Raw genomic sequence first — 22837 nt, 5'->3', positions numbered from 1 at the left:
CAATGCGATCACAACGACCAATCCAAATCGCTGTTGTCCACCAACACCTCTGGAAACTGCTGCAACGCCGCCTTTGATAACGGCAAATGTTGTAACCGGTTCACCAGCAATTCCACCACCGCTCTGGCTTGCATGGCATCGCGGGCTCTCTTTTCCGGTTCGCGGTCTGGCTGCTCACTCAACCACTTTTTGTGAAGCGCAAATGCGCGAGGATCGGGCACCACCATCGGTGCTGGCTTGCCTGCGGAATCAATGACAGTGGCCTCAAACTTGGGTGAGGACAATAACCAATCCAGTTTGTGCACTTCCACAGGCTGCAGATCCGTTGGATCCAGCACACCCAACGCATCACTGGCTCGATTCAAGGGCAATGCCGACTTGATGAAGTCCACCATGAAGCCATGCTGGTTAACCGCCCGAAAAGGTACGTTGTTCATTCGCCGGAATGTGCTGTCCACACTCAACAGCAGATCCATTAAACCGGGCTCGGCCGTGCCATCTTGCCGCAAGTTGATCAATTTCAAACGCTGACGGGCGTCAATCAATATGTCCACATCGGCCGTGGCCAACATCTCGCCATCCAGTCGAACTGCCGCTGCCGCCTCATAGGCATACAAGGCGTGCGTTCCTGCAATCAGCACCTGAGCACCCAACACCCCCTGTGCTTGTAAGGCGCGCAAAAGCTTGCCAACGACATGGGGTACACGCCCCAAACCGATGGAACGGGCCATCGCCGACAACATCGTCAGATTGCGTTGCAATGTGCCCTTTCGCTCTAAAAACTCCGCCTTGCCGTGAACAAATGTGGCAAGAATGCGTTCGGTCTCTTCGGAGCGCCGTCCAAGTGACTTCTGGCTTCCGCGACCGTCCAAGTGACGAACCAAATATTCAGCACCCGACACGGTTTTCCAACCCATGGAACCCCGAAACCGCGCCTCGGCTTGCATGTGGTCTTGATAGGCTTGGTACGCCTGCCGCAAATCAATGAGAACACGCTCTTCCTGTGCTGACAAACCGTTGAATTTCATTGATTTTCCTATAAATTAACCATTTTTCTTGAATATATAGGAAAAACAGACTGGTGACGAGAACCTCAGGCACAGGGATCGCCTGCACACGTGACGCCCAACCGATGCCGCGGCGTGGTGGTTGAGCCGTTGCCTGACTTGTTCGAGCATCTAACACTCAACTATCAACACTACCCCGCGATCAAACCAATACGGGTGGCAATCCACCCCACTGAAAGGGCGGCAGCCATTTACAGGGTTGCAAAACAAGCATTACAAAACCACCCCGATTGGGCGCGTGGCATCGCATCCTTCAATAGGGGCCACTTGCTTTCCCATCGCATTCCTGAACGGGATATTGAAGCGACCGAGGTTGCCTGCCAACCGCTCATGGAGCTGATTCTGGAGAATCACCTGCAAGACTTGAATTACCTACAGGTGGATACAGAGGGGTTCGATCATGAAATTCTTAAACAGTTGGACCTCGATATTTGCAAGCCTGGCTTGATCAAATTCGAAAAGGTGCATATGCCAAAAGCAGAATACACAACGCTCGCAAAGCGACTTCGTTCTTACGGATATCAGATCATCGACGACAATCGGGATGGGCTGGCAGTGCTGCAGGAGAACTGAAAGAAACTGCAATAAAACCTGACGGTGCCCTTAATCTCTATCGATTAAACGGTGAATGGCGCCGGGGGCAAACCTTGCCGAGCCCTTTTGACCATCAACATGTAAGCCTTCTCCAGCTTGGCCGTGTACGCCTTGGGGTCAAATACATCGGTTTCCTCAACAGCCCGTTTCAACTTCCCGCGAATGGTACTGAGCCGATCAGCATCTTGCGCCAACTCGCAAGCGAGTTGCTCATAAGCGACGGTGGACGTGCACACCAATTCAGGCAACCCCAAAGCACTCAATAAGCTGCTGGCCACGCGGCTGGCAAAAGCCTCCCCCTGATAAGTCAACACTGGCAGCCCTACCAGCAGTGCGTCACTCGCGGTGGTGTGAGCGCCATAAGGCCAGGTGTCGAGAAAGAGATCTGCCAGTTTCAATCGGGCCAGATGGTCTTCTCGACGTTCCATGCGCATGGCGAATAACAAACGGTCTGCATCCACACCGCGTTTCACCGCCTCTGAGCGCAAACGCTGCTGGTTTTCTGTGGGCATTGAAGACAGCCAGAGTACAGCCTTGGGGGCCTGCTGCAAAATCCGCATCCACACATCAAATACAGCGGGATTGAATTTGTAGGTGTTGTTGAAGCATGCAAACACAAAGGCATCTGCAGGCAGGTTTTGCTCCGCGCGCGACACTGCCCCCATGGCTGGCAGGTGACTGACATTTGGAGGAAAGTAAGTGCCTGGTAGATGAACAATGTTTTCCGAGAAATAGGAAAAATTACTGGCTGGAATGGCCACCCGATCGGCAATCAAGTAGTCATGACCATGAGCGCCGATGGTCCCGGTGTACCCCAAAAAGTTAATCTGAATCGGAGCAATGCGTTTGGCAAACAGCTCAATCCGGCAATCCTGGGTATAGCCAGCCAAGTCCACCGCTATATCAATACCCAGTCGGTCACACAGCGCGAATACCTCATCATCGGACAAATCCCGAATGTCGTGATATTCATCGAATTGAGCAGCCAATGTCTGCTCAACCCCGGATTTATCGGTTGGACCAAACCCAATTCCAACCAGGTGAAACAGTGCCCTGTCATGAGCTGTCAATATCCCAGTCAACAAATACGCCACTGGGTGACTGCGAAAATCTGGCGAACAATACGCCACTCGAATTTTCGAGTCGATCTGTGGAGAACGAATCGGTAAACATCGACGCTGGTAAACAGAAAAAGCCTTGGCAGAATACAACGTTGCGGATGTGTGCTGATCCTTGATGCACTCTAGAAAAGACAAACCCTGAAACGGCGAGGTCGACAGCACTTGTTGGTCGAGCAAGCCCTTGGCCCGATTCAGCCAACCCGTCAAATCGTCCCACCGGGATTCACTCAACCGCGATGTAATGACCGACCCCATCTCTGCAACATCGCTGGGATCCAGTTCAATCGCCCGCTCGAAACACTGCCCTGCGAGGGTGTGGCGCCCCAGCTTGGCCTGGAGGTATCCAAGGTTCATCCATGCCTTGGCGGAATCTGGATTCAGTTGTACGGCTTGATTCAACGCATCCAGTGCAGCGGGGTATTTTTTTTGCAACAGCAGTATCGCACCCAGGTTGGACCACACATCCGCCAGCTTGGGGTTCAATGTCAACGCACGTTGACAGGCATCGCGGGCTTCATCGAAACGCCCCAACAACTTCAGCACTCCGGCCAGGTTCGCGTGTGCCTCGGCCAAGTTCGGCAAATACTTTGCAGCCGTCCTGAACGCTGCCTCAGCCTCATCCAGTTGCACATGCCGTTCATGCGCCAGGCCCAAATTCAGCCAGACCAAGGCATGTTCTGGGGCGATACGCAGTGCCTTGAGCAGCAAGTCCTTGGCTGCCTCAATCTTTCCCAACGTCAGGTAATGATAGGCGACGGCATTGAGTGCATCCGGGTTGTTTGGGCTCAGTTCCAGTACCCGACCCAAGGCGACTTGGGCCTCCGCTTGCTGGCCCAAGCTGAGTTGACATTCGGCCAGATTGAACCACAGTTCAGGCATGCCCGCGTTGGCAACCACCAGCGCATTCCAGTGCGGTAAGGCCTCGGCAAATCGACCTTGTGCGCAGAGGGCTTGGGCCTGCTGAAGGATTTGAGAAAAAGACACGTTGAAAACCCAACAAGGATTTTGATGCGGCCATTGTAGGGCAGCAGTGAACGATCAAGCCTCGTGAAATAGAAAAAGCCACCCGAAGGTGGCTTTTTACTCAACTTAATTTGACCAAAGTCAAATTAGAAGTTGTGGCGCAGGCCCAGAACCAAGGAGGAGTCCTTACGCTCTACGTTTGCAGCAGTTGTAGCTTCGTTCTTGATGCGGTTGTAACCAACATAAGTACGAGTGCGCTTGCTGAAGTCATAGTATGCGGACAACTGATACTGTGTATCTTGGAAGTCGTTTGCGTTGCCAGTGTTGAACGCAGAAGCGTTATCAGCACGGGCGTACAGAGCTTGCAGACCATAGTTAGGAGCCAGAGGAATCAAGCCGGAAACGGCATACTCGGTGCCGCTATCGCGGTTACCGTAGTAAGTATTACGGCCGATCAAACCAGCCACTTGTGCTACGCCGAAGTCATACTTGGCACCAATCTGGCTCTGTGATTTAACACCACCTGCAAGCTTCAAAGCTGCATCGCTGTTGGTACCGTCATTGCGGCTGTAACCAGCACCGAATGTCAGAGCTCCCAATGTGTAGTCAGCTGCGACAGAAACTTCGCGGGATGCAGTTTCAACGGAAGGACCAGTGTTACCAGCACCTGCATCAGCGCCAGTCAGAGCCAAGCGGGATGTGATGCTTACACCGGCCACGTTGGTTGCGTAACCAACAGCGTTACCCACGCGCTGCACACGCTTGATGGCTGCGTCTTGGAAACCGGTTACAACGCCAGTACCTTGAGCAACGTTACCACCCACAACGGCCAGCTGACCAGCGTTGTTGTTCACGTTCAGCAGGTAGTTGGAAGCCTGGTTGTACAGAGGAGCCTGGGAATCGTTGCCACCGTCTTGTGAACCAACAACCAATGTACCGAATGCACCTTTCATACCCACGTAAGCGTGACGTGTGCTGACGGATGGGGAAGTAGAAGCACCAGCGGCAGTGGCGGAAGTTTGACCAGCAACAGCGTCAGTCACTACACCGAATTCGTAAGCGAAAATGGCTTTCAGGCCACCACCGAGATCTTCCTGGCCACGTACGCCCAGACGGCTGGAGTAGTTGGCGATGTTGGTGGTGTTACCAACTTCGGGAACATTGGTAGAGCGGGTTGTGTTGTGTTCCCAAGCTTGGTGAACACGACCGTACACGGTCACGTTAGAGTCATCAGCGAAAACTGGAGCGGCGAAGGCCAGACCCAGTGCAGCAGCTACGAGCTTCTTGTTCATATTTCACCCTTATTAGTGTTGGTTGAATCTTTGCCGCCTTGTGGGGCGGCACGAGAGACAATGTACACGGGGAGGCTTGGGGCAACCAACCAAATCATGAGGTGAAGATTAAAAAACACGGGAATTTGTCGCTGTCGTGCAACACGACTTTTGGGGGGCTGGGCAGCAACCCGGGTTGATGACACTGCGCCAAAACCCGCATGAATACTGGAAGCGCTTGAAATTCAGGGGCTTAACAAACGATTGTACGAACGTGGGAGCAACAGGTTACATTGCCTCCATCGAGGGATTTAACAGTGTCGGTTTATGCCAACAAAAGCCGGTCTTCCCGCCCCATTTCCTGGCACATTCGAGTGACATCCGCAGACCAAGCCCTCACCTCATCGGCGTAAGCCAGCATGCCCAGGGTGGCCGACCAATCCAGAGCCATCACCTGGCCCGGCAGGCTGCGGCACAGGCGCTGGGCCAGCAAACCTTGGGGGCTGCCCTGCTCCACCACCACAACGCCGGTGCAATGGGTGGCCGGTGCAGCGGCAGCGTGGCTATCCAGCCACCGAGCTTTCAACAAGGCAGGGGCTTCGTCCGCCGTACCCAACACCACCACCCGCTTGCGCAAGGTGGGGTTTACCGTGCGGTAATACCGACTGGCTTGGGCCAATGCCTGTGCGCCAGCATCCAGTAACGGGGTGGCTGGGTGAATGTCAACACCATCCTGAGGCAGTTCAAGGTACGGTACATGGGCCATGCGACGTGCCAAGGTTTTCAAGAAAGCGGCCGAACGGGATTGATCTGCAGCTGGCAGCCAACAAAAACCTGTCAACGGCAGGGTTTGCAGCTTGCGCAGTTGTGCACGGCTGGCCCACCAGTGGCCAAAGCGCGATTGGCCTGCTCGGCGGTGCAGCAGCCCCAGCAGGGGAATGTAAGCGTCGACCCGGGTGTCCAGCTCAAACCAGGCTTTGTTCGCAGGGCTACTCAACAGCACCAGGTCGGCCTGTGGATGCTGTGCTTTCAGCGTGGTGACGGCATGCCGGGCATCCATGGCCTCAAGCACCGAAGGTCCAAACGCCAATCCGATGCAAGGCTGGGCCAGGTCACTCACCGGGGACCTTCCAGCCGGTCGTGGGTAAATTGCCCCAGCAGGCCTTCAATGTTGGTGTTGCGACCAAACTGGGCTTGCACGGCGCGCTGGCCTTCTGTGGCCAGTTTTCGGGCGGCGGTGGGGTCGGCCAACACCTTGGCAAGCGCAGCAACCCAGGCGGCCTCCGCAGCTTTGTCATGCGGGGGCGGGCAAACATGGCCGGTAATGCCATCCCGCACGGTTTCGGGCAAGCCACCCACACGGCTCACCACCACCGGTACACCCAAGCCCAAGGCCTCAATCTGGCTCATGCCCAGGGGTTCGTAGCTGGAGGGCATGACCAATACATCAGCCCGCTGAATGAGGGGTGCCACGGGGTTCAACATACCCGGAAACACCACATGGCTGGCAATGCCCAGGCGCTGGGCTTCGGTGGCAATGGCGTCTCTCAGTTCGCCTTCGCCGGCTGCAATGTAAGTGAGGGTTGGGAATTGAGGCAGCAAGGCCTTCACCACCCGCAACATGAAACTGTGCCCTTTTTCCAAGCGAAACATGGCGGCGTGCACAATCACAGGCCGGCGGTTCAAGTCATTCAGTATGGCGGTCAGCGTGGGTGGCAAATCGGCATCAGCCGCTGCACGAATGGCCTCGAAGTCCACACCGGGGTACAACACACCAATTTTGTGGGGCAGCACGCCGCTGTTTTGAAGCAACTGGTCTTTCAGTGCCTGGCTGGGCGTGAAAGTTTGGTCAAATAACTGGTTATAAGTGAACGCCTTGGCGGCCCCAGGCTGATAGGTGCGCATGCGGATCAGGCTGGGCCTTGGGTTGAGCAACCCCACTTTGGCCAGCGCATGCACGGTGAGTGCGCACAGGTTGGAGTCATGCCCGCTGTGGCATACCACCGCCACGGGCCTGTGTTGGCGCAACAACCGGGCCACCTGCACCACGCTGGGTGGGTGCAGGGCATTGCGAAAGCCAATGTGCTCCACCGGCAGGCCCAGTTTTCGGGCTTCTTCGGCAATGCGGCTGCCGGGGCGGCACAAAATGCGGGGCTCGTAGCCCTTGCCTTTCAGACCAACGGCTTGCTGCAGCAGTTGCAATTCTTGCCCGCCGATGTTCTTGGAGCTTTCTGCGAAAAAAATGCTGGTCATGAAGGATAGCCCCTTAGGTACGCAACCATGCCAAGCTGGCTGGCTGACTGAGCTCAACCCCGGTCCATGTCTCATCCAGCCGAACGGTGTCGCTGCCGGTGCGGCCAGCGGCGCGCCAACGTGGCATGCGGGAACCGAACAGGTCTACTTTGCCAAAAGCCGGTTCTTTTTCAGTACACCCCGGGAGTGGCACCACCGACACCGACGGCTCGCCCATGGCATTGGCGGCCCAATGCGAGTAACCCGACACCGGCGTGGCCAGCAGCACAGGGCAACAAGCCAGCGCGAACAAATCCGCCACGGGGTTGACGGCCGATTGATGATCTGGCCCCTTGTAGTCGTAGGGCGACTTCAAATCCAGCTGAAATGTGGGGAATTCGTCAAACAAGGCTTGCAGGGTGTCGCGCCCGCCATTGTGGGCCACAAAAAACACAGCATTGGGCTGAAGAGCCAACACTTTGCGCATGGCTGCGGCATACCACCAGACCGGCACGGCCGGCCATTCGGCGCCAATGTCGTAGCGCTCGGTGCTGACCATGTGGTAATCGCCCTGGCGAATGTGAACGGCCACCACCGGGCGGCCAGCAAAAGGAGCAAACGCGCGTTCAATGCCGTCAATGACAAAGTCAGCCGCCTTCACCTTGCGGGCCACATCCAGGTAAATGGGGTCGAGAAACTCATCGGGGCCGTCCAGCGAGCGGCAGATGATCTTTTTGTCGCCCAAGGTATTGAACAGCGCAAGGTCGCAATTGCGAACGCGGATGGCACCCAGTTTGGTCCACGGGCGCACTTTGCCCCGGGTGGTGCCCTCAACGCGGAAGGAATCCAGCTCAGCCCAGTCCAGCACAATGCGGTGGCCAAACCGATGTTGAATGGCAAAGGCCAAGGGTAGGGCTTCAAAGCGGTTGGAAATTCCGACGAATTCGTCAATATAGAGAGTAGGCATGTGGAGGTTTGTAAACGTTTTGCGCAGGTTCTTTGATATTAGCGTGCACTGTACGACATTCGGCCCCGGTTGTTGGCTGAGCCAGGGTTCTAATCGGCTCAAATGCGTGTTGCATGTAACACAAAAGCAAGGCATGATGTTGCATGTAACATCACTCACGAGAACTCAGCATGGCACACGTCAACTCCCGCGTTCAAAAACACCGCGAGGCCCTGCGCATGGCCGGCCTACGGCCGGTGCAAATTTGGGTGCCTGACACACGGCGTCCGCAGTTTGCAGAGGAGTGCCGTCGCCAGTCATTGTTGGCTGCAGCGGCGGACCAAAACGACCCTGAACTTGAAACGCTTCTAAACCAAGTATTGACAGATTTGGATGGCTGGACAGAATGAAACGGGGCGATTTTGTGTCGATTGCGACACAAGGGGACTTTGGAAAACCCAGACCAGCACTCATCATTCAGTCCGATCAATTTGACGCGAATGCCACCGTCACCGTTCTTCCGTTGACCAGCACCCTCATCCCGGCCCCGTTGTTTCGAATCACTGTGCAACCTGATCGGTCGAATGGTTTGGAAAAACCATCGCAAGTGATGCTGGACAAGGCGATCACCGTAAAACGCGATAAAGTGGGCCCGACATTTGGACGCCTGGACGCAAACACGTTGGTGGAAGTGGAGCGTTGCCTGGCTGTATTTCTGGGCATTGCAAAGTAATCGGCCCTCACCCCAGCAAGGAATAGGTTCTGTGAAAAAAATTCTGGTGATGAAACTGCGCCACCACGGCGATGTGCTGCTGAGTACCGTGTTGTACAAAGCGCTGGTTGAGCAGTTTCCCGGCGTGCAGGTGGATGCGCTCATTTACAAAGAAACCACACCGCTGCTGCAAAACAACCCACACCTGCATGCGGTGCTGTGCATCGACCGCAGGCTCAAGGGTTGGGCCCGAGTGAAAGCGGAGTTGGGACTGGTTCGCAGGGTTCGCAAGGCACAGTACGATGCGGTGATTCACCTCACCGACCAATGGATTGGCGCACTGATTGCCGGGTTTAGCCGCGCCCCAGTGCGGGTGGAAATGGAATATGCCAAGCGCGACAACGCCCTGTGGCACGCCTGCTTTACCCACCGCATTACCCCCCCACCGCGCGGGCAAGCCCATGCGGTGGAGCTTAACTTGTTGTGCTTGAAAGCACTGGGTGTAGACCCCGCCAAGGTGGCCGGCGAGATGGTGCTGGTGCCCGGGCACGCCGAGCTGCAAAAAGCCCAAAGCCTGCTGGACAGCGCAGGCATACGCGGACGGTTTGTGTTGATTCACCCCGCTGCCCGCTGGCCTTTTAAGTGCTGGGACGATGACAAATTTGCCGATGTGGTGGCCCACCTGATGAACCGGGGCGTGCATGTGGTGTTGACCTGCAGCCCCGACCCGGTAGAACTGCGCATGACACAGCACATTGAGCAATTGGCCCGCGACCGCATTACGCACGAAACTACCGTGATGGTGAATTGGGGTGGACAGATGAGCCTGCCCCTGTTGGCGGCCTTGCTGAAGCTTGCAGCCTACTATGTGGGCGTGGACTCTGCCCCCATGCACATGGCCGCCGCTTTGAAAAAGCCCCAAGTGGCCCTGTTTGGCCCGTCGTGGGTGAATGAATGGCGGCCCTGGAGTGACGTGGCCACCGTGATTTGGGCCGGTGATTACGGCCCCCTGCCCCACCCCGACAGCATCAACACCGATGATCCCACTCGCCTGCTGTCCGCCATTCCCACGCAGGTGGTGGTGGATGCGGTAGATCGGATGATGACCATCACCGACGCTCCGATCGCTGATACTACTTCTTAGGTACAAGTTTGCGCCCTCGACTCGCTGGATTTAGCCTCGTGCGTTTGAACGGAGGATACACATGGCATTGCAAGTGGATTTCGAGTTCATTTCCAAGCTCGAGGGTGGTTGTAGTAAGTTTGGCTACGTGCCGGAATCAGAGATAACGCCCAGCGGCGTAACCATTGCATCAGGATTGGATTTGGGCGCACGGAATTTGGCTGATCTCAATCAGTTGGGGCTCAGCCAAGACCTGGTAAAACGTTTCAAACCGTATTTAGGGCTTAAAAAAAGGGATGCTGAACAAGCATTGAAACGATCACCACTCAAAATCAGCCCCCAAGAATGCATACAAATCGACGGCTTGGTCCGAACGCATTACATCACCGCTTTGGCATTGCGCTACAACGCTGCATTACAACCCGGTAAAACTGAATTTGAAAACCTGCCCCCGGCAGTGCAGACAGTGATCACCTCGGTCTCTTTTCAATATGGACTGAACTTGGCACGAGCAACCCCACAATTCTGGCGTGCTGTAACAGATCAAGATTGGACGAGCGCCATCAAAATCCTTCGAGACTTCGGAGACTTATTCGCACCACGAAGAAAAATTGAGGCAAACCTTCTGGAGCAAGCGTTGTGAAATCACCATTCTGGCTTTTACTCCTCTGCACTGCTTGCTCAACACACAACACGGCCGACGACTACGCCTGGCTATCGTCGGAACGCTTGGAGCGCATTCAAGAACACGGCGTCGACACCAAGCAACGCACACCGCTGCAATTCACGAATGGGGAAACAGTCAGCAATTGCCGCGATTACCTAAAGCAAAAAAGCGATGTTCTCGAGACATCCTTTAACTTCATGGTGCGGTCGGAGTATATGGATTGTGAAGCCCTGAGACTGAACAAGGTGTATCCGGTCAAAACACTGATGACTCTACCGGGCATCGCCGAATCGCTTTGCTCTGCGCTGGATTTACACTCATTCAGGCACAGCCTGCGCCCAAGACTGTTGGACAATCAAGTCACGTTGAACGATTTGACCGATGGCAAACTGAGCAAAGACATCAATAGCTGCACTTATGACGATTCAGACACTTACTTCAATTTAAGCGCGGTGTTGTTTGTAAAAACGCCGACGGGTCAGGAAAAGTTGTGGGTAGAAATGGTGGACGAAATTCGGACTGGCACTTACCGAACCTACACCGGCATGTGGTTTCATCGCACCAGCCCGACCAGCCTGTGGCGGGCCATCGACGCGCCTTGAGCCTATTGGCCTACTGCATCCCAGGCACAGTCTGCGTCTGAATGGAATACAAGTAGTGATATTTGCCCTGCAGCGCCATGAGGTCGCTGTGGGTGCCGCTTTCAATCATTTCACCTTTGTCCAGCACCACAATAAAGTCGGCCGTCACCAAGGTTGACAAGCGGTGAGCAATCACCAGGGTGGTCCGTCCATGGCGCAGGCGTTCCATGTCTTCCTGCACTTCGCGCTCGGCCTCCGAGTCGAGTGCCGAGGTGGCCTCGTCCAAAATCAGAATGGGTGCATTTTTCAAAAAAGCCCGTGCAATCGAAATGCGCTGGCGCTGGCCACCCGACAAGCGCAAGCCATTGTCGCCCAACTGCGTGTCCAAGCCTTGGTCCAGTTTTTCAATAAACGGCAGCGCATTGGCCATGCGGGCGGCTTCCAGAATGGCGTCGTCGGTTGCACTGCGCAGTTCGCCGTAGGCAATGTTGTTGCGCACGGTGTCGTTCAGCAAATGGCTTTCCTGTGTCACCACCGCAATTTGGCGGCGCAGGCTTTCCAGATTCCATTCGCGCACGTCCACACCATCCACTTTGACTGCGCCGGAACTCACATCCAGAAAACGCGGAATCAGGTTAATGAGCGTGGACTTGCCACCGCCCGACACGCCCACAATGCCCACGGTTTGCCCGGGTTTGACCTGCAAATCCACCTGGTGCAGGGTGGGTGTATCAGCACCCGGGTAGGTGAGGCACACCTGCTCGAATTGCACCAAGCCCTTTGCACGTTCGGTGGTGTAGCTGCCTGAAGACTGTTCAATGGGGCGATCAATCACGCGGAACACATTGTCAGCGGCAGCCAGGCCGCGCTGCAATTGCTGGTTGATGCCGGTGAGGCGTTTCACCGGGGTGAGCAGCATCATCATGGCGGTCATGAAGGATGCAAAATCACCCGCGGTCATGGCTTTGTCGTCGGCCATTTGGCCCGCAAAATACACCACAAAAGCCACGGCAGCTGCCAGCAACCACTGCACAATGGCCGAGTTGGCGGCGCTGGTGGAAATGAGTTTGACGCGGGACTGACGGATTTCATCGGCGCTGTTCATGAATCGCTGTTCTTCCGACTGTTGCGCCCCATAGACCTTGATGATTTTTTGCGCCTGAATGACTTCAGAAATGCTTTGCACCAGGTCGGCATGCGAGCTTTGCGATTTGTGCGCAAAGCGGTTGAGCCGTTTGGCCGCGACCGACACACCCAGGGCAATCAAGGGGATGATGGCAAAACAAATCAGGGTCAGCTTCCAGTTGGTGTATAGCAACATGGCCAACAAACCGATGACCACAGCCCCGTCGCGCACCGCCACCGTGATGATGTTGAAGCCCGCTTCGGTCACCGCATCCACATTGGTGGACACGGTTGAAATCACCTTACCAGCAGGCTGCTCCACAAAGTAAGCACTGGGAAACCGCAGAATGCGGCTCACCATGTCGCCGCGCAGGTTTTGCACCACCAGGCCAGACAACTTGGCACTGCAATACTCATTGATGTAAGTGGACAGGCCACGCACCAAAAACAGACCCATGATCATGAGCGGCAACCATTGCGCAGTGGATGTTTTTTGGTGTGAAAAATTTTCGTCGATGAGTGGCTTCATCAGCCCTGCAAACAAAGGCTCGGTGGATGCCGCAATCAACAAGGTGACGATGGAAGTGGCCAACAGGGGCCAGTGCTTCAGGCTGTACGCCAGCAGTCGTTTGTACAGGCCTGCTGGTGTGTATTGCGGTTCGGTCATGAAAAGATCCATTTGGCGTTGCCCTGCCCGAGCCAACCGCTCATTTCCTCCAGCAGGTCTTCTTCGGCCCGCACTTTCCAGTCGGTGCCCAGTTGGGCCACGCAGGCAGCATCGCCATTGTGGTAATCAATTTCAACCAGGCAACCTTGTTCGGGGTCGCGGTACGGTTCCAATATACCCATCAATTTGTGCACATCGGACTGGCCATTCATTTTCAAGCGCAGCCGGCTCACAAAATGAGCCCGGGCTGCACCGAGACTGTACAGGTTATCCGCCGATACACGCAATCCGCCGGTGTAGCTGTCCTCGGACACCCGGCCCTGCAATACCAGCAGCGAATCCTCTTTCAACAGGTTGCGGTTGGCTTCAAACTGCTCATTGAAAATCGACAATTCAATTTGCGCAGTTGCATCGTCGAGCAGTACCACCGCCATCTTGCCTCGGCGGGTCATCATGGTGCGCAGGCCCGCAATCACACCGGCCATCCACACCGGCTCGCGCGAGGGCGACAGGTCTTTGAGCTTCAAGCGGATGAACTGGCGCACCTTGTCTTCATCGGCTTTGAACAGATGCCCGCTGAAGTAATAGCCCAGGGCAATTTTTTCCTGCTGCAGTTTTTCGCGGTCGCTCCAGGTGGGCACTTGCACGAGCGGGGGCGGCGCATCGCCGCCGAGGTCTTCACCAAACAGGCTGACCTGTGAGGCGGTGGCCGCTTGCTGTGCGGCCCACTCCATGGCCTGGCCTGCACTGGCCAATAACTTGGCACGGTCTGGGTTGAGTGAATCAAATGCACCCGCGCGAATCAGCGCTTCCATCACGCGGCGGTTGATTTGTTTGCCGTCCACGCGCTTGACGAAATCAAACAAGTCTTTGAACGGACCATTGGCCTGCCGCTCGGCCACAATGGCTTCGCAAGCAGCTTGACCAGTTCCCTTGATGGCACCCAGGCCATAGCGAATGGCGCTGGCCTTCACGTCGCCAGGCAGCTTCACTGCTGCAAAGCGGTAGTTGGAGGCGTTGACATCGGGCCCCAGCATGGTGAGCAAGGTGCCAGGCTTTTTGCCCGGTACCTGGCACATGGTGAGTGCGTCTTCCACAAACACCTTCACCTTGTCGGTGTCGTCCATGTCGGAACTCATGGACGCGGCCATGAACTCGGCCGGGTAATGCGCCTTCAACCACGCGGTGTGATAGGCCACCAGCGCGTACGCAGCAGAGTGCGACTTGTTGAAGCCGTATTCCGCAAACTTTTCCATCAAGTCAAACAACTGCTTGGCCAGCGCGGGGTCCACGCCGCGCTCGGTGGCGCCGGTGGTAAAAATTTCCCGCTGCTTGGCCATTTCTTCCGGCTTCTTTTTGCCCATGGCGCGCCGCAACAGGTCGGCGCCGCCCAGGCTGTAGCCCGCCAGCAGCTGGGCCACCAGCATCACCTGCTCCTGGTACACAATCACGCCGTAGGTAGACTTCAGCGTGTTTTCCAGGTTGGGGTGGAAATACCATTCGGAGCGACCACGACCTGTTTTGCTTTGTTCCTTTTTCCGCGCAATGAAGTCGTCCACCATGCCGGAGCCCAGCGGGCCCGGACGGTTCAACGCCATCAGCGCGATGATGTCTTCGAAGTTGTCGGGCTTGAGCTTTTTTTCCAGGTCTTTCGCAGAGCGTGATTCAGACTGGAACACCGCCGTGGTGTTGCCCTCGGAGAACAGGTGGTACACCGCGGGGTCGTCCAGCGGCAAGTCTTCCAAGCGGAAGTCTTTCTGGTCTTCGTAGCCCTCGCGAATCCAGCGCACGGCCCAGTCCAGAATGGTTAGGTTTCGCAAACCCAAAAAGTCGAACTTCACCAGGCCGACGGCTTCGACGTCGTCTTTGTCGTACTGTGACACCACCGAATCGGTGCCTTCGGCGCAATACAAGGGGCAGAAATCGGTGAGTTTGCCCGGGGCGATCAACACACCCCCCGCGTGCATGCCGATGTTTCGGGTGAGGCCTTCCAGCGGACGGGCCACCGCGATGATTTCCTTGGCCTCGTCTTCCTCTTCCACGCGCTGCTTGAAGGTGGGCTCTTCATTGAGCGCACGCTCCAGGTCCCAGGGGTCGGTGGGGGTTTGGGGAATCAGCTTGGACAAGCCATCGCAATAGTTGTATGGCATGTCCAACACGCGGCCAGCATCCCGAATCACCGCCTTGGCGCCCAGCGTACCGAAGGTGGCAATTTGGCTCACTGCGTCGCGGCCATAGGTGCGCTTCACATAGTCGATCACGCGGTCGCGGTTGTCCTGGCAGAAGTCGATGTCGAAGTCGGGCATGGACACCCGTTCCGGGTTCAGGAAGCGCTCAAACAGCAGGTCGTAACGCAGCGGGTCGAGGTCGGTAATGCCCAAGGCATAGGCCACCAGTGAACCCGCTCCAGACCCACGGCCTGGCCCCACGGGTACGCCATTGTTTTTGCCCCAGTTGATGAAGTCCTGAACAATGAGAAAGTAACCGGGAAAGCCCATCGAAATGATGGTGTCGCATTCAATTTTCAGGCGGGCTTCGTACTCGGGGCGTTGCTTCTCCCGCTCGGCCGGGTTGGGGTACAAATGCACCAAGCGCTTTTCCAGGCCCTCTTTGGACAAGTGCACCAGGTAATCGTCCAACGTCATGCCATCGGGCGTGGGGAAGTCGGGCAGCTTCGGCTTGCCCAACTCCAGTTCAAGGTTGCAACGCTGTGCAATGCGGAGGGTGTTGCGCACCGCACTGGGAATGTCGGCAAACATGGCCAACATCTCGTCGGTGTTTTTAAAATATTGCTCTGGCGTAAAGTGCCGGGGCCTGCGCGGATTCGACAGAATTTCGCCTTGCGCAATGCACACCCGCGCTTCATGCGCGCGGAAATCTTCTGGTTTTAAAAACTGGATGGGGTGGGTGGCCACCACGGGCAACTGAACCTGAGCGGCCAACTGGCAGGTGAGTTGGGTCAGGGTTTCGCTTTCATCTCGGCCATCCCGCTGCAATTCGAGGTAAAAACGCCCCTGGAAGCGATGGGCCCACTGGCGTGCACAGGCTTGTGCTTGCTCCATACGGCCGGCCAGCAAATACTGGCCAATATCGCCTTGCTGAAAGCCCGAGATGGCGATGAGGCCATCACAACCCACTTCATCGAACCACGCATGGCGAATGACAGCCTTGCCCCGTACCTGGTTCTGTAAAAACGCCCGGGACAGAATTTCGCACAACTGCAAGTAGCCCCGGTGGTTCATCACCAACAGCAGCACGCGGGCTGGGGCTTCGTCGTCCCGTTCGCTTTCAACCCAGGCATCGACTGCCGCAATCGGCTTAACGCCCGCACCCCGCGCTTTTTTATAGAACTTGACCAACCCGAACAGGTTGGCCAGGTCGGACATGGCGAGCGCTGGCATGTTGGCTTTCACCGCGGCCTTGACGGCATCACCCACGCGCACCATGCCATCAATCACCGAAAACTCGGTGTGCATGCGCAGGTGGACAAAGGTGGAAGGCAGGGTGTGGTTGGGCTCGGTCATCTGGGCATTTTACTACCAAGGGCGGGGGGATTCCCCAATGCGCAATACCGATTAAACACTGCGTTCAAACCGAACCTTTCAAATGACAAACAACACTTAGTACTTTATGAACGGTAATGCATGAAAACATTGAAAGGCTTTGAGAATAGTCGATATCAAAAGCACGACACCATCATTCGAAATATTGTGCTCGACTTTAACCAGAACAAAGCAGCCCGGTGCGGCTGCACAGAGGACCAAGCTGCACAAATTCCCATTTTGGAAGATGTATTGGTGAAAGCCTGGATGATTCAAGAAAGTGGCGGCGGGGATGCCCGATCTCTTGCAGCATGGGAAGTGGACCCAGTGCAAGCGAACGTGCCTGGCGACTGGGATGATAGAAAACTGGAACTCGGACTGAAAAAACCGCTGATTCGGAACGAGGGCGATGTACAAACGAACCTGAAGGCTGGCATAGGACTGCTTTGCCGCAAGGGTTTTGGCAAATCAGGACAGCCTCCAAGCAACCGCCCTGATGGAACATTCGATGGCTGGGCAACCGCTCTGCAGCGTTATAACGGCCGGACAGATCAGCGTAAAAACGGAAAAACTTACAGCCAAAACTATTCAGACACGATCATCCTCAGAAGTCAATCAACGGATGACCATGTCCCCATCGAACTGCCCTAAGCACATGGTGGTTGTTCCTGACTAACATAAACAAGTCTCGCATTTCGAAAGGTTTCCGATGCAAATCAAATTAAAAATACTCGGCTTAAATCTGATCACTGTTGTTCTGCTGTGCGCTGGATGTTTGCCCGGCAGCAGTTTTGCTCAGCGGATTGATTTGTCTGGGGCATTTGAACAGGCCATGAATGGCCATGCGCCGATTGATATAGAGATTGATCTGCCCACCTTAGGCAAAATGCCTGCACGCGTTGAAACAACGTCACAAGGCAACGGCACACTAACGATTGGTGTACTCAGCATTCGACTCATGGATATTCATGATGATGGCTTGGTGTATGCCAATGCTGGCTTGCTGAACTTGGATGTTTTACCGATTGAGCAACCGACATTTGTGGTCACAGGCATTGTGAATGAAACCGATGAAAAAACATCTGTGGTGCTGAGGCAGACTCCCTTACTTGCCGTGTTTCGATGGGATGCGCACACCAAAGAATTTCGCTGCATCTACTCGCCGGACCAGTTGCTCGATTCTTGCGCAACACCGGTTTTACATTAACGTTGTGCACCGGAAAGGGGTGTAACCCCCTTCTGGCCATTACTTCCCGAGCTTTTTCGCAAACTCTGCCACACGCGCGCCATACAGGCTGGCAGTGTCCAGGTCCGCTTGGGGTGGGGTTACCTCAGCGGGTGCATTGTCGGCCTGCGTCATCACCCCCACCCACGAGCCCACGCGGTTTAACTGCGTGGGGTCACCCGGCTTTTGGGCACCCGGGGTGGCGCTGCCCACCCACACCATGCCGTGTTGCATGGCAAAGGTTACAAAGTACTGAAGTGTGCTCAGCTTGTCGCCGCTCATGGACATGGAGTTGGTAAAGCCACCGGCCACCTTGTTTTTCCAGCCTTGGCTAAACCACACCTTGCTGGAGGCATCGGCAAACTTTTTGAAGTCGGCTGAAGCACCGCCCATGTAGGTGGGCGAACCAAAAATAATGGCATCGGCCTTGGCCAGCAATTCCCAAGTGGCGTCGTTCACGTCGTTTACCGAAATGAGGTGTGCCTCAACACCGTGAACGCTTTGCGCGCCTTGCTGAACAAACTGGGCCACGCGGGCGGTGTGGCCGTAACCACTGTGATAAACCACTGCAACTTGCGTCATTTTGCTTCTCCTTGTTAACCAACCCAAAAACAGGTGTGCTCAGTTGCACGCCGTTGGAATTAGGCTGGCAAATCAAACAACAACACCTCGGCCTGTGTGGCCACGGTCAGCTTCAACTCTTCTTCGCCTTCAATCATCAGCGCATCGCCAGTGCCCAAGGTGATGTCGCCCACGGCCAACTCACCACGAGCCACATGCAGGTAGGCCTTGCGGGCAGGGTTCAGTGCCTTCACCACCACCTGTTCCTTCAAGCGGCCTGCATACACCTTGGCATCCTGGTGAATGTGGGCAATGTTGTGCTGCGCCGCTTCGTCGGCATTGCCGGTCACAATCAGCCCCAATTGACCGGTCACGCTGGCCACATCCAGATCATGGTCTTTGTAACCGGGGGCCACACCCATGACAGCGGGCTCAATCCAGATTTGCAACAAATGGGCCACTTCTGTTTTGTGAGCGTTGATTTCCGAGTGACGAATCCCGGTGCCGGCGCTCATGCGCTGAATCTGGTTGGGCTTGATGGTTGAACCGCCGCCCAAGCTGTCGCGGTGGCTCAGCTCACCGTCCAGCATGTAGGTGATGATTTCCATGTCCCGGTGACCATGGGTTCCAAAGCCATTCTGGGGGTCCACCCAGTCTTCATTGATGACCCGCAAGGGGCCAAAGCCCATGAAGCGGGGGTCGTAATATTCAGAAAAGGAGAAGCTGTGATAGCTCTCGAGCCAACCATGGTGGGCATAACCACGTTCTTTGGACCGTCTGACTTGCAGCATGATGAACCTCCTTGTGAATCGATGAGGCCAGTGTAGGCGCTTGATTTACCCCCAACAACGGGTAGAATTTGAGGCTCTTGTTCAAAAAATTTGAATTATGACGCTACCGCTGGACAGCCTTGCCCTGATTGAACTGATCGAGACCCGCGGCAGCTTTGCGGCGGCCGCCACCGCCTTGAACAAAGCCCCGTCGGCCATCACCTACCAACTTCGCCAGCTGGAAGAGCAACTCGATGTGCTGATTTACGACCGCTCCGGGCACAAGGCCAAACTCACCCCAGCAGGGCGCGCTTTGCTCGAAGAAGGGCGAAAGCTGCTGCAACTGAGTGAATCGGTTGAGAAGCGGGTGAAAGCAGTGGCCACGGGCTGGGAGGCCGAGCTGCGCATTGTGCTGGATTCGATTGTGCCGTTTGAAGATGCCATCCCGTGGATTGAGGCCTTCGACCAATTGAACAGCCCAACCCGTTTGCGCATTTCCACCGAGGTGCTGTCGGGCAGCTGGGAGGCACTTTACTCCGGCCGGGCCGACCTGCTGATTGGCAGCCGCCTGGACCAAGGCCAGTTTGCAACCACCACAGGGCTCAACATCCAGAACATCGGACATTCCACGTTTGTGTTTGCCGTGGCACCCCACCACCCGCTGGCCAAGGCGGAGGGCCCTTTGTGCAGTGAGGACATTGCCCAGCACCGCGCTGTGGCCGTGGGCGACACATCCCGCACCTTCAAACCCATGACGTTTGGTCTTCAAACCGGGCAAGCCGTGTTGACCGTGCCCACCTTGCGAGCCAAGGTACAAGCCCATTTGGCAGGGTTGGGTTGCGGCTGGTTGCCCTGGAATTTGATTGCAGACCATGTTGAAGCCGGGAAACTGGTGATCAAGCCCACTGAGGACCCCATACGCCAGGGCACCTTGTGCTGCGCCTGGCACCGGGGCAACACGGGCAATGCCCTCACCTGGTGGACCGAACACCTGGCCCGCGTGAAGCTGGATTACAGCCCTCCCCCGCAATTGCTGGGGCCAGCCTGACATGCCTGAACCTTACGTTGGCCGCTTTGCACCCTCGCCGACAGGGCCCTTGCACCTGGGGTCGCTGGCCACGGCACTGGGCAGTTGGCTGGATGCCCGGGTGAACAAGGGCCGCTGGCTGGTTCGCATTGAAGACATTGACACGGAGCGCTGCAAGCCCGAACACACCCACGCCATTTTGCATGCGCTGCAATCCCATGGGCTGCAGCCCGATGGCGAGGTGTGGATTCAGAGCACTCGCCATGCACAATACCAGCGGGCGTTGGACCAACTGCTACGCGCGGGGCGTGTTTACCCCTGTGGCTGCACGCGGCGCGACATTGATGAGGCCAATGCCCACCGCCCTTTTGGTGCCAACCGGGTGTACCCGGGCACTTGCCGGCATGGGCTGCCCCCCGGCAAAACACCCCGGGCCATACGGTTTTGCGTTCCCGAGGAGGCCACACACTGGACAGACTGGCGCTTGGGCCCTCAAACAGACAGGCTTTGCGAAACCAGTGGTGACTTTGTGCTGAAGCGCGGGGACGGGCATTGGGCCTACCACCTGGTGGTGGTGGTCGATGACCTGGCCAGCGGTGTGACCCACATTGTGCGGGGTGAGGACCTGGCTGAAACCACCGCCCGACAAATCGCGATGTACAAGGCGCTGGGTGCACAACCGCCCAGTTATGTGCATTTGCCGGTGATTTTGGCTGAGGACGGACAAAAACTGTCCAAACAGACTGGGGCGCAAGCCCTGGATTGTTCAAACCCGATCGAGAACCTGAACAGGGTATGGATGCACTTTGGGCAAGAGCCGATGAAGGGCGTAGACGATGTTAAAGACTGGCTGGCAAAGGCCATCCAACAATGGCCTGCCGTGATGCAACACCTGGCCTACAAATGAGACCAGTGCGCAGACCCGTAAGGTTTTAACCAGGGCGGCGCTGGCCACCCAACAAAAAGGCAACCGGCGCGGCATTTTTGGATTTGTCGCGGGTGTTGCCGGCTGTTGGCACACCGTCTGCAACGGTGGACGAAGCCGAAGGGGACGCCGACTTTTCATCGGCCTTTTCAACATACGGCTTGTTGAACAGCGAATCCTGAATGCGGGTGGACGCCAGTTTTGAACGCAGACGCTCATATTCGGCATCGCGGTGGATGGGCGCATTGTCGTTGTAACGGGCACCTTGCTGGTAAGAACGGTCACGGCCTGCGGGTCGATCTTCCCGTGGGGAGCGGCGTGACGCTCTGACCTCATTGCGCCCTTCATCCGAGCGGCCCCGACGTGCCTCGCGACCTTCGCGCGCGCTACCGTCACGGTCACCGTGATGAAACTCACGCGCGTGGGGAACAAAACCTTCCAGTTCTTCTCGAACAAAGGTGATGCTCACCAGCTTTTCAATGTCTTTCAAGGCCCGTTCGTTGGCCTTGACCACAAACGAATAGGCGGTGCCCTTGGCGCCTGCACGGCCGGTTCGACCAATGCGGTGCACGTAATCTTCCGGCGTGGTGGGCAGGTCGTAGTTGATCACGCAGGGCAAATCGGCAATGTCCAAACCGCGGGCGGCCACATCGGTGGCCACCAGCACAGCCACCTCGCCAGCCTTGAAGGCGTCCAGCGCCTTCATGCGCTCAATCTGGCTTTTGTCACCATGAATGGCTGTGGCGGACACACCCTCTTTTTCCAGATGGCGGGCCAAGCGGGCCGTGCCCAGCTTGGTGTTGGAAAACACGATCACCTGCTGCAGGTTTTTGCTGCGAATGAGGTGGCACACGGCGGCGCGCTTGTCCTCCTCACTGTCCAAGGCGAACATCACCTGCTTGATGTTCTCGGAGGTTGCATTGCGACGAGCCACTTCAATCAAGGTTGGCTTGACCATGAAGCTTTTGGCAAGCTTCTGGATTTCCGGCGAGAAGGTGGCCGAGAACAACAGGTTTTGCCGATTGGCAGGCAACAAGTTGATGATGCGCTGCAAATCGGGCAAAAAGCCCATGTCCAGCATGCGGTCCGCTTCGTCCAGCACCAGCACTTGCACCTGGCTCAGGTTGATGGTTTTTTGCTGCACATGGTCCAGCAAGCGCCCTGGCGTGGCAATCACGATTTCAACGCCCCGACGAAGGGCCTGGGTTTGCGGGTTCATGTCCACCCCGCCGTAAATGACGGTGGAGCGAATGGGCGTGAATTTGGCGTAGGTCTCGACGTTGTTGGCCACTTGGTCTGCCAACTCGCGGGTGGGCGCCAACATCAGCGCACGCACCGGGTGGCGTGCCGGTGACGGGCTGGACGTGGCCAGCGGCATCAGCCGGTTCAAAATGGGCAAGGAGAAACCCGCCGTTTTACCAGTACCGGTTTGCGCCGCACCCATCACATCAACCCCTGTCAGCACCACCGGGATGGCTTTGGCCTGAATGGGCGTGGGCTGGGTGTACCCCTGGGCATCGATTGCTTTCTGGATGTCGGGGTGAAGGCCGAAGTCGGCGAAGGTTACTTGCGCCAGTGCGGCGTCTTCTTCTGCAGTGGGCGCAAAAGGAGTATTCGAGGGGGTTTCTTGAGTCATGCGCGCATTGTAAACCCATCCGGTGCTTATTTTTTGGGCATGACTACAAAAAAACCGAGCGCCCGCCCCGCTGGGGCACCCG

21 protein-coding genes are annotated in these 22837 nt (G+C 56.4%); 10 read left to right on the top strand and 11 right to left on the bottom strand.

Annotated elements, in window-relative coordinates:
- Positions 1-8: 8 nt before the first annotated feature.
- The gene (locus VGE55_RS11615; protein ID WP_331131846.1) at positions 9-1028 is read right to left on the bottom strand and encodes a nucleotidyltransferase domain-containing protein; all 1020 of its coding nucleotides are present in this window, start codon (positions 1026-1028) and stop codon (positions 9-11) included.
- A gap of 90 nt (positions 1029-1118) precedes the next feature.
- Between VGE55_RS11615 and VGE55_RS11610 the strand changes: the two genes are divergently transcribed.
- The gene (locus tag VGE55_RS11610) at positions 1119-1640 is read left to right on the top strand and encodes an FkbM family methyltransferase (RefSeq protein ID WP_331131845.1); all 522 of its coding nucleotides are present in this window, start codon (positions 1119-1121) and stop codon (positions 1638-1640) included.
- A 44-nt stretch (positions 1641-1684) separates the two neighbouring features.
- Here the strand turns inward: VGE55_RS11610 and VGE55_RS11605 are convergent, their stop codons facing one another.
- From VGE55_RS11605 to VGE55_RS11585, 5 genes are all read right to left on the bottom strand, one after another.
- On the bottom strand, positions 1685-3766 hold the full coding sequence (locus VGE55_RS11605) for a tetratricopeptide repeat protein (protein WP_331131844.1): 2082 nt from the start codon (positions 3764-3766) through the stop codon (positions 1685-1687).
- 125 nt (positions 3767-3891) lie between these two features.
- A complete protein-coding gene (locus tag VGE55_RS11600; protein ID WP_331131843.1) occupies positions 3892-5037 on the bottom strand; it encodes a porin in 1146 nt (381 codons plus the stop codon).
- 304 nt (positions 5038-5341) lie between these two features.
- Complete coding sequence (locus VGE55_RS11595; RefSeq protein ID WP_331131842.1) at positions 5342-6136, bottom strand: hypothetical protein; 795 nt, start codon at positions 6134-6136, stop codon at positions 5342-5344.
- Positions 6133-7269 carry a glycosyltransferase gene (locus tag VGE55_RS11590; protein WP_331131841.1) on the bottom strand — a complete coding sequence of 379 codons (1137 nt, stop codon included), beginning with the start codon at positions 7267-7269 and terminating at the stop codon, positions 6133-6135. Before VGE55_RS11590 ends, VGE55_RS11595 begins: the two co-directional genes overlap by 4 nt.
- 13 nt (positions 7270-7282) lie before the next feature.
- Complete coding sequence (locus VGE55_RS11585; RefSeq protein WP_331131840.1) at positions 7283-8215, bottom strand: hypothetical protein; 933 nt, start codon at positions 8213-8215, stop codon at positions 7283-7285.
- Between the two features lie 170 nt (positions 8216-8385).
- Here VGE55_RS11585 and VGE55_RS11580 point away from each other — a divergent pair, with 170 nt between their 5' ends.
- The 5 genes from VGE55_RS11580 (at position 8386) to VGE55_RS11560 (ending at position 11298) form a co-directional block, all read left to right on the top strand.
- Positions 8386-8604, top strand: a complete 219-nt coding sequence (locus VGE55_RS11580; RefSeq protein WP_331131839.1) for an antitoxin MazE family protein — start codon at positions 8386-8388, stop codon at positions 8602-8604.
- The gene (locus VGE55_RS11575) at positions 8601-8927 is read left to right on the top strand and encodes a type II toxin-antitoxin system PemK/MazF family toxin (RefSeq protein ID WP_331131838.1); all 327 of its coding nucleotides are present in this window, start codon (positions 8601-8603) and stop codon (positions 8925-8927) included. The genes VGE55_RS11580 and VGE55_RS11575 overlap by 4 nt, the downstream gene beginning before the upstream one ends.
- Positions 8928-8958: 31 nt before the next feature.
- Positions 8959-10050 carry a putative lipopolysaccharide heptosyltransferase III gene (rfaQ, locus tag VGE55_RS11570; protein WP_331131837.1) on the top strand — a complete coding sequence of 364 codons (1092 nt, stop codon included), beginning with the start codon at positions 8959-8961 and terminating at the stop codon, positions 10048-10050.
- Positions 10051-10111: 61 nt separating this feature from the next.
- On the top strand, positions 10112-10672 hold the full coding sequence (locus tag VGE55_RS11565) for a pesticin C-terminus-like muramidase (RefSeq protein WP_331131836.1): 561 nt from the start codon (positions 10112-10114) through the stop codon (positions 10670-10672).
- Positions 10669-11298 carry a hypothetical protein gene (locus VGE55_RS11560; RefSeq protein WP_331131835.1) on the top strand — a complete coding sequence of 210 codons (630 nt, stop codon included), beginning with the start codon at positions 10669-10671 and terminating at the stop codon, positions 11296-11298. Before VGE55_RS11565 ends, VGE55_RS11560 begins: the two co-directional genes overlap by 4 nt.
- 10 nt (positions 11299-11308) lie before the next feature.
- Here the strand turns inward: VGE55_RS11560 and msbA are convergent, their stop codons facing one another.
- Together msbA and dnaE are read right to left on the bottom strand one after the other, a co-directional pair.
- Positions 11309-13069, bottom strand: a complete 1761-nt coding sequence (gene msbA, locus VGE55_RS11555; protein ID WP_331131834.1) for a lipid A export permease/ATP-binding protein MsbA — start codon at positions 13067-13069, stop codon at positions 11309-11311.
- Positions 13066-16593, bottom strand: coding sequence for a DNA polymerase III subunit alpha (gene dnaE, locus VGE55_RS11550; RefSeq protein ID WP_331131833.1), 3528 nt, complete (start codon positions 16591-16593; stop codon positions 13066-13068). Before dnaE ends, msbA begins: the two co-directional genes overlap by 4 nt.
- Before the next feature lie 120 nt (positions 16594-16713).
- On the opposite strand from dnaE, the gene VGE55_RS11545 reads away from it, so the two are divergent.
- Entirely contained in the window at positions 16714-17262 is a 549-nt protein-coding gene (locus VGE55_RS11545; protein WP_331131832.1) for a hypothetical protein, read from the top strand.
- A gap of 58 nt (positions 17263-17320) precedes the next feature.
- On the top strand, positions 17321-17818 hold the full coding sequence (locus tag VGE55_RS11540) for a hypothetical protein (RefSeq protein ID WP_331131831.1): 498 nt from the start codon (positions 17321-17323) through the stop codon (positions 17816-17818).
- A 39-nt stretch (positions 17819-17857) separates the two neighbouring features.
- Here VGE55_RS11540 and VGE55_RS11535 read toward each other — a convergent pair whose 3' ends face one another.
- Entirely contained in the window at positions 17858-18418 is a 561-nt protein-coding gene (locus VGE55_RS11535) for a flavodoxin family protein (protein ID WP_331131830.1), read from the bottom strand.
- Between the two features lie 59 nt (positions 18419-18477).
- Positions 18478-19188, bottom strand: coding sequence for a pirin family protein (locus VGE55_RS11530; protein ID WP_331131829.1), 711 nt, complete (start codon positions 19186-19188; stop codon positions 18478-18480).
- A gap of 97 nt (positions 19189-19285) precedes the next feature.
- Here VGE55_RS11530 and VGE55_RS11525 point away from each other — a divergent pair, with 97 nt between their 5' ends.
- Positions 19286-20215: a LysR substrate-binding domain-containing protein gene (locus VGE55_RS11525; protein ID WP_331131828.1), complete on the top strand. Its 930-nt coding sequence runs from the start codon at positions 19286-19288 to the stop codon at positions 20213-20215.
- Between the two features lies 1 nt (position 20216).
- The gene (gene gluQRS / locus VGE55_RS11520; RefSeq protein ID WP_331131827.1) at positions 20217-21101 is read left to right on the top strand and encodes a tRNA glutamyl-Q(34) synthetase GluQRS; all 885 of its coding nucleotides are present in this window, start codon (positions 20217-20219) and stop codon (positions 21099-21101) included.
- 25 nt (positions 21102-21126) lie between these two features.
- On the opposite strand, the gene VGE55_RS11515 is transcribed toward gluQRS, so the two are convergent.
- Positions 21127-22755: a DEAD/DEAH box helicase gene (locus VGE55_RS11515; protein ID WP_331131826.1), complete on the bottom strand. Its 1629-nt coding sequence runs from the start codon at positions 22753-22755 to the stop codon at positions 21127-21129.
- Between the last annotated feature and the right edge of the window lie 82 nt (positions 22756-22837).

The organism is Limnobacter sp., from assembly GCF_036405155.1.
Taxonomy (GTDB): Bacteria; Pseudomonadota; Gammaproteobacteria; order Burkholderiales; family Burkholderiaceae_B; genus Limnobacter.
The sequence above is the reverse complement of the archived record's forward strand: the minus strand, read 5'-3'. Positions and strand labels throughout refer to the sequence as shown.